This window comes from Arcticibacter sp., from assembly GCF_045629565.1.
Classification (GTDB): domain Bacteria; phylum Bacteroidota; class Bacteroidia; order Sphingobacteriales; family Sphingobacteriaceae; genus Arcticibacter.
This window is the reverse complement of sequence record NZ_JAZQRL010000025.1, coordinates 1-6,954: the sequence shown is the minus strand read 5'-3', so window position 1 is coordinate 6,954 and position 6,954 is coordinate 1. Positions and strand designations below refer to the sequence as shown.

The window sequence follows — 6,954 nt, the reverse complement described above, 5'->3', positions numbered from 1 at the left end:
GTTGCTTTAATTCGACCTAAAAATTATAAACGGTACATCTAAATTTTGCTGCGAGAAATGTTATTATCCAAGTCCGGGAACGATTGCATACATTCTTCAAATGATTGTGTTGGAAATTTACGCGGATAAGATTAAAATTGTATCTAGAATAACCAATAACTATACACGCAGCTGCTGCCTAATTAGTCTTACAAGCTTCTTAATGTAATCGATTATACCAATTCATTTTATGAAACTGGAAAAGAACCATTATAGAGATAATATGCACGATCTTCAATTGCGTGTTTCTCGTGGAGATCAGGAGGCCTTTGAGCTTTTGTATGATCTTTATAATAGAAAGCTTTTATCGTTTGCTAAGAATTTTCTCAAGTCAAGAGAGATGGCTGAAGAAATTTGCGAGGATGTGTTTGTTAAGCTATGGTGCAACCGCGATAGCCTGGTTCATATTCAGAATCTTAATGTGTACTTATATACGGCAATCAAGAATCATGCACTGAATGCATTGTCCAAAGAAGCCCGTCGTGTGGTTACATGTTCTCTAGAAGAGGTCGATAATGGAAGTTTTTCGACCAGTGACTCCCCTCATGAACTATTAGTTACCTCTGAAGTTATGCAGTCTGTGAAGAATGCAATTGACGTACTACCTCCCCGATGTAAGATCATATTTCAGCTTGTAAGAGAGGATGGTCTCCGTTATAAGGAAGTTTCAGATATTCTCAATATTTCAGTCAATACTATTGACGCACAGATGGCTATAGCCGTTAAGCGATTATGCTCTTCACTGGGCGTGGACAAACGATTAAAGTGCTCCATCCAAAAAAAATAAAAAAAGGTTTAGTAGAATGTTTATTCATTGCTGTCTTATATATTACACAGTAATGAATCCCGATGGACAATACGGATAGAGTATGGACTTTGATAGCGCGTTCTTTAAGCCACGAGGCTAGCGGCGAAGAGCTGGAAGAACTGTCGGTCTACCTGGAAAGATATCCTGAAATTGACAATCAATACACCCTGTTAAAGACACTTTGGGATACCGGAGACACCTTTAACGAAGACTCATGTGAGAAAGAGGAGTGTTATCAGGTAAACAAAATCTTCCAGCGAGCAAAAGCTGAATCAGGAAACGATGGTGAAAGTCCATTGAGAGAAACCGAAACAACAATAAGAGCACAACGTTCTTTTGCCGTTCCAATTAATTGGGCATTGTTGGTGGCAGCCGCCTTGATATGTATAATCTACTATAATCGCCATGCTTTCGTAAATGCATCCTCCGATCTGCAAAAACAAACGATAATCGTCGAAAACGGTACCAGAACAAAATTGCTTTTGCCTGACGGGACAACTGTATGGCTGAATGGTGATTCCAAGCTTTATTATGATGAAGATTTTTCGGGACCGGTTCGAGAAGTACGATTGGAAGGAGAGGGTTTCTTTGATGTGGTAAAGGATGATGATAAACCTTTCATTGTTCATGTGGGTGATGTAAATATCAAAGTGCTTGGCACCGCATTTAACGTGAAGAACTACCAAGGAGACAAACACATAGAAACAACATTATTAAGAGGGAAGATTGAGGTTTCGGGAAGCTCCAATGAATCAAAATCACATATTTTCTTAGAGCCAAACCAAAAATTAATCGTTCCCGCAAAGGCAGTAAATATTTCGGCTCCGAACGAACAAAATTATCAGATTGTAAGCCTTGATGAGAGCTTGAAAGAAGAAGAGCGCGTCGAGACAGCCTGGATTTATAACCGTGTCGAATTTAGGGGTGAGAGTTTTGCGGAATTGAAGAGAAAACTGGAACGATGGTACAATGTGGATATTAATCTTGAAGACGAACCGGTAAAAGCCCTGAGATTCAACGGATCTTTTGAGAAGGAATCAGTCGACGAGGCGTTCGAAGCTCTTCAAAAGGTCGCATCATTTAAGTATAAAAGAAAAGGACGTGAAGTATTTATTGAGTCATCTAACTAACCTGTATCCAGAATAAAAAAAAACGGGGGATGTTGGTCGCATTCCCCCGTGTATTCCAGATCAAATATTGGTCCCAACACTGCAAAGTTGGTTTTTTCTAATTTAACCTAAAGTAAAAGTATGAAATGTTTTCTTACGATTGTACATCATTCGTTTGTACGAAAAATTGTGCTACCCATGAAGCTAACCGTCACGTTGCTGCTGCTGTTTAATCTAACGGTATCGGCTGAAGGATTTTCGCAGAATAAGATCAATCTACAGCTCAAGAAGTCGGCAATCGCTGACGCAATAGCATTGATTGAGGATCAAACAACTTACCGGTTTTTATATAACGAGAACCTGACAGGGATACGTAAACCTAAATCAATTAAACTCTCTGATGCCACGATAGAGACGGCGATGAAAGAGTTACTTAAAGACTCTGATTTGTCGTATCAGATTTTAGACAATCAGTTGATTGTGATTAAAAATAATAATGCGCAGGCAGCAGATATTGTGATAAGTGGTAAAGTAGTTGACGTTCAAGGAGCGCCTTTGATAGGTGTGTCAATAAAGATTAAAGGTACCACGCGCGGAGTATCGACAGGTTTAAGTGGTGACTTTAAAATAACTGCTCCCGAAAATGCGGTACTCGTATTGTCTTATCTTGGCTACGAAACACTAGAGTATCAATTAAAGGGTGAAACAACGCTAAATCTGACACTCAAAGAATCAGCTAATGAGTTGGATGAAGTGGTAGTTGTAGGTTATGGCGCAGTACGAAAGAGAGATTTGACAGGTTCAGTCGGAACAGTGTCTGCTGAAACACTTACCTCGAAAGGAACTACCTCTGTGATGGGAGCATTGCAGGGTGCTGTTGCAGGGGTAGATATCAGTACAAGTTCGGTAAGGCCTGGTGCAGGGTTTTCCATTCAGATCCGCGGACAGAATTCCATGAATGCGGATGGAAGTAAACCGCTTTACGTTGTAGACGGTGTAGTAATGGATAATATCGACTTTCTAAATCCTGCCGACGTTCAAAAAATTGATATTTTGAAAGACGCCTCATCTACAGCTATATATGGTTCAAGAGGTTCAAATGGAGTTGTTATTGTGCAAACAAAGAATGCAAACCTTGGCTCAGGGTCGCGGACCACGGTATCCTATGATGGGTATTATGGAGTAAGATCAATCACACGCATACCTGATTTTATGGATGGCCGTGAATGGGTAGACTTTCGCACGGCTTCATTCTCTACTTACAATACTGGCAAGAAAGCATACGAACTCACTGAAACTAATAAGAGTTCGATCCTTCAAAGAAGTCCTTTGTTGGAGCAAAGGCTTTTTGACCAGGAGTATCAGGACTGGTTAGGTTTGGCTACGCAGAACGGAAAGCAACAAAATCACTATGTAAATATCGCAGGTAATGGGAAAGATATTTCTTATAATCTGGGTATGGGCTATCAAAATGAGCAAGGGAATTTCGAAGGTGAAAAGTTAGACCGATATAATATTAAATTAAGTGTAGCCAATAAAATCTCCGATAAGTTCACGGTTGGAGGAAATGCTAATCTGTCTCACACAAATGTTAGTGAGGGAAGTCAATACGGTTATCGTGATATCATGCGTATGCCGGTAATCCTTTATGCATATGACGAAAACGGTAGCTTGATTCCTCAGCCCGGCATTGCAGCCGCTATCCAGGGTACAGGAAACTTCACCAGTTCGGCTAATCCATTGCTTGAGATTGCAAGCGGTAATCAGGAAAATCGTCGCTTTGACATTTTAGGAAGTGCATTTGCTGAATTTAGGCCAGTAGAGGGTTTGGAGATTAAGACGACGTTTATGCCACGATTCAGCAGAGCCCGAATAGGCCGATACTTCGGCATAGTTCCGGGGAACAGGACACAGGACGAAGCGTACCAGGATAATACCGAGAACCTTGACTTCACGTGGGACAACCAAATCACGTATCGCAAAACTTTCAAAGAAGACCATACGCTAAATGCGACTTTAATCAATAGTTTTTACAAAACCAGAACAGAAGGGATCAGGGCCGGGACTCAAAATTTACCCTATAACTCTGAATGGTATAATCTTTTCAGCGGCACCTTACAAAGTAGTAATTCGAGGACGATTTTCAGCAGCTCATCATTACTTTCCTATGCGGCTAGAGTGAACTATGATTATAAGAATAAGTACTTGGTGACCGGGACGGTTCGTTATGACGGTAGCTCAAAGCTAGCAGATAAATGGGCATCTTTCCCGTCGCTAGCTTTTGCCTGGAGAGCATCTGAAGAATCATTTTTAAAAGCAGACTTTCTGTCTGACCTCAAGGCTCGTTTCAGTTTTGGTTATTCCGGTAGTAATGCGGGCATAAATCCGTACGGATCTATGTTGACTCCTCAAACTGGAAGCCTTGTGTGGTACGACTTTGACGGGAAGGTTGTCTCAGGGTTTGCACCGGGGGTACCTGTAAACCCATCTGTGACCTGGGAAAAAACCAGAGAGTTGAACTACGGTATTGATTTTGGGTTTTTTAATCAGCGTATCTCAGGAACTATCGATTACTACAATAAATTATCCGATGGACTATTGATGAGTCGTAAGCTCAGCATAGAGTCTGGTGTGGAACAAATGACTGACAATATAGGTAGCGTGAGCAATAAGGGTATTGAGCTTTCGCTAACGACCATGAATGTTAATACTAAAGATCTTCAGTGGACTACATCCTTCAATTTCGCCCATAACAAGAATGCTATCGAATCTTTATATGGCAGGAAGGAAGATGTTATGGGAGAAGCCCGCTTTATTGGTCAGCCGATTAACGTAATTTATGATTACCGGATCATAGGCGTCTGGAAGTCAAATCAAGCAGATGAAGCTGCAAAGTGGGGACAGCAGCCAGGGCAGGCAATTGCGGCCGATCTTGACGGAGACGACGTGATTACGACTACTGGAGATAGAACAATCTTAGGATCGGTTGATCCTAGCTGGACGGGTAACTTTTCGTCTAACTTGGTATACAAAAACTGGGATTTTTCCTTTAATATTTTTACGAGGCAAGGTGTGTTTGTGTCAGACAGGTTCCTGGAAGAGTTCGGAGCAGCAAACACGCAAAGAGGACGTCCAAAGATCAACTTCGACTACTTCGTTCCTGCTGGAGCTGATAGATATGATTGGAATAACTGGGGAACAAACCCCGACGGCTCTCCTTTAGCTCTTTGGTCAACTGTGAGTGGAAATGAGGATGCAAAGTATCCAGCGATAAATAACCCAGGCCCGTATTACGGTAATAACGGCAGATATACTGATGCGTCGTTTATTCGTGTGCGAAACATCGTCTTAGGGTACACCTTGCCTCAGAAATTTATAAAGAGGGCAGGTTTAAGCCAGCTTCGCATATATGCAAACGTACTTAACCCATTCACATTTACTGATTACCAAGGTTGGGATCCTGAGTACGCAACCACCACGCTTCAAAATGGAAACGGTCCAAGTAACGTCACTTATCAATTTGGCGTAAATTTAAAATTTTAATTAGCAGATAGTTATGAAAAAAATACTTTGTTTACTTGTTCTTTGTAGCTTGGTTTTTACCAGCTGTTCAGACTTTCTAGAAGAGGATAATAAGAGTGGGATTTCAAACGACGAGTTCTATAGAACGCCTGCGGGCTACGAGACCCTGATGACTGCTTCATACAGTTCATTAAGAACTACTTTCAGAGAAACTCCTTGGTTATTGTTCGCAGGTACTGATATGTATCAGAGACCGAGAGGTACGGGGAATCTGGCTATCAACCAATACGAGCAACTAAACCCAACGGAAAGTTTTGTAAAAACGTTTTATAAAAATTGCTACGATGGTATTCAGGTTATCAATATGTCACTTCATTATAATGACATCACAACGTTGGAGGATGCTAAAAAGGCTCAGTATAAAGCAGAGCTACGTTTTCTGAGAGCGTTTTACCATTTCCTTCTATTGGAGCAATTTGGTGGAGTTGCTATAAATAACGAAGCAACACTTGCTCCCAGAATGAATGTTCCAAGAAGTTCTCTAAGCGAGACATTTGATTTTGTAATTTCAGAAATGGAAGCTGTGCTTCCAGATTTGACGGCAGAAAAAGGAAGAGTTAATAAGGCCACTGCGAATCACTATCTGGCTAAGGTATATTTGACTAAGGGCTGGGATATGAAAGACAACTCCGCTTTTGAAAAGGCTAAAACTTATGCTACAGCAGCCATCGCAGGCAGATCTATAACCATCCCTTTTGAAACTTTGTGGAGCCCTAACAATGAGAACAACGATGAGGTTATTTTTGCAGTACAATACGATGCTAAGTCATTAGCAAATAACACAAGTGGAAATAATCAGCAATCGATCTTCGGCCCATACCTGGGGGGTACAGAGCTGGGACACAAGTATATGTCATCAGCTGTCTATCCATCATGGAATTTACATAACTTCTATTCTGAAAATGACAGAAGGTATGAAGGAACTTTTATGCTGACTATCTATGATAAGTATTTTGATTACTATACCGCTGACACCTCGAAAAGTTTGATTAGGGCTTACTACCCGAGGGTATGGGGCAGGGAGTTTAGCACTGCGGATTCACTGAAATGGGTTGAAGCCCATAAATCCAGAATAGCCCCAAACTTTAAATGTTACCCATTTCGTTATAATGAAGAAGCTTACAGAATTGCGTACGATGCGGACTTTATGACTCCTGTGATCAAAAAGTTTGACAGTCCTGCTACCGCAGCGACTTTCGACACATTCGCAAGTACGAGAGACATTGTTCTTGCTAGATTAGCCGAGACCTATTTCATATATGCTGAAGCGTGTATAGGTTTAAACGACTTTGCAACCGCTTCTCAATATGTTCAAAGGGTACTCGATCGCCCTGGAAACGCTCGGGATGGTATCAAGCTTTTACCAAATGTTGATATTGCCAGTGCGGCAGGTCAGAGTGCAGCTCTTGACGCATA

At 41.3% G+C, this 6,954-nt stretch carries 4 protein-coding genes; all 4 read left to right on the top strand.

Features of this window, described 5'->3' with window-relative positions; all coding sequences use genetic code 11:
• Positions 1 to 229: 229 nt before the first annotated feature.
• Positions 230 to 826: an RNA polymerase sigma-70 factor gene (locus ACKI5J_RS02615; RefSeq protein WP_407426216.1), complete on the top strand. Its 597-nt coding sequence runs from the start codon at positions 230 to 232 to the stop codon at positions 824 to 826.
• A gap of 62 nt (positions 827 to 888) precedes the next feature.
• Positions 889 to 1,977, top strand: coding sequence for a FecR family protein (locus ACKI5J_RS02610; protein WP_407426214.1), 1,089 nt, complete (start codon positions 889 to 891; stop codon positions 1,975 to 1,977).
• A gap of 177 nt (positions 1,978 to 2,154) precedes the next feature.
• Entirely contained in the window at positions 2,155 to 5,499 is a 3,345-nt protein-coding gene (locus tag ACKI5J_RS02605) for a TonB-dependent receptor (protein WP_407426212.1), read from the top strand.
• A gap of 13 nt (positions 5,500 to 5,512) precedes the next feature.
• Positions 5,513 to 6,954 (top strand): RagB/SusD family nutrient uptake outer membrane protein (locus ACKI5J_RS02600; RefSeq protein WP_407426210.1); only part of this gene is annotated, 1,442 nt, incomplete at its 3' end.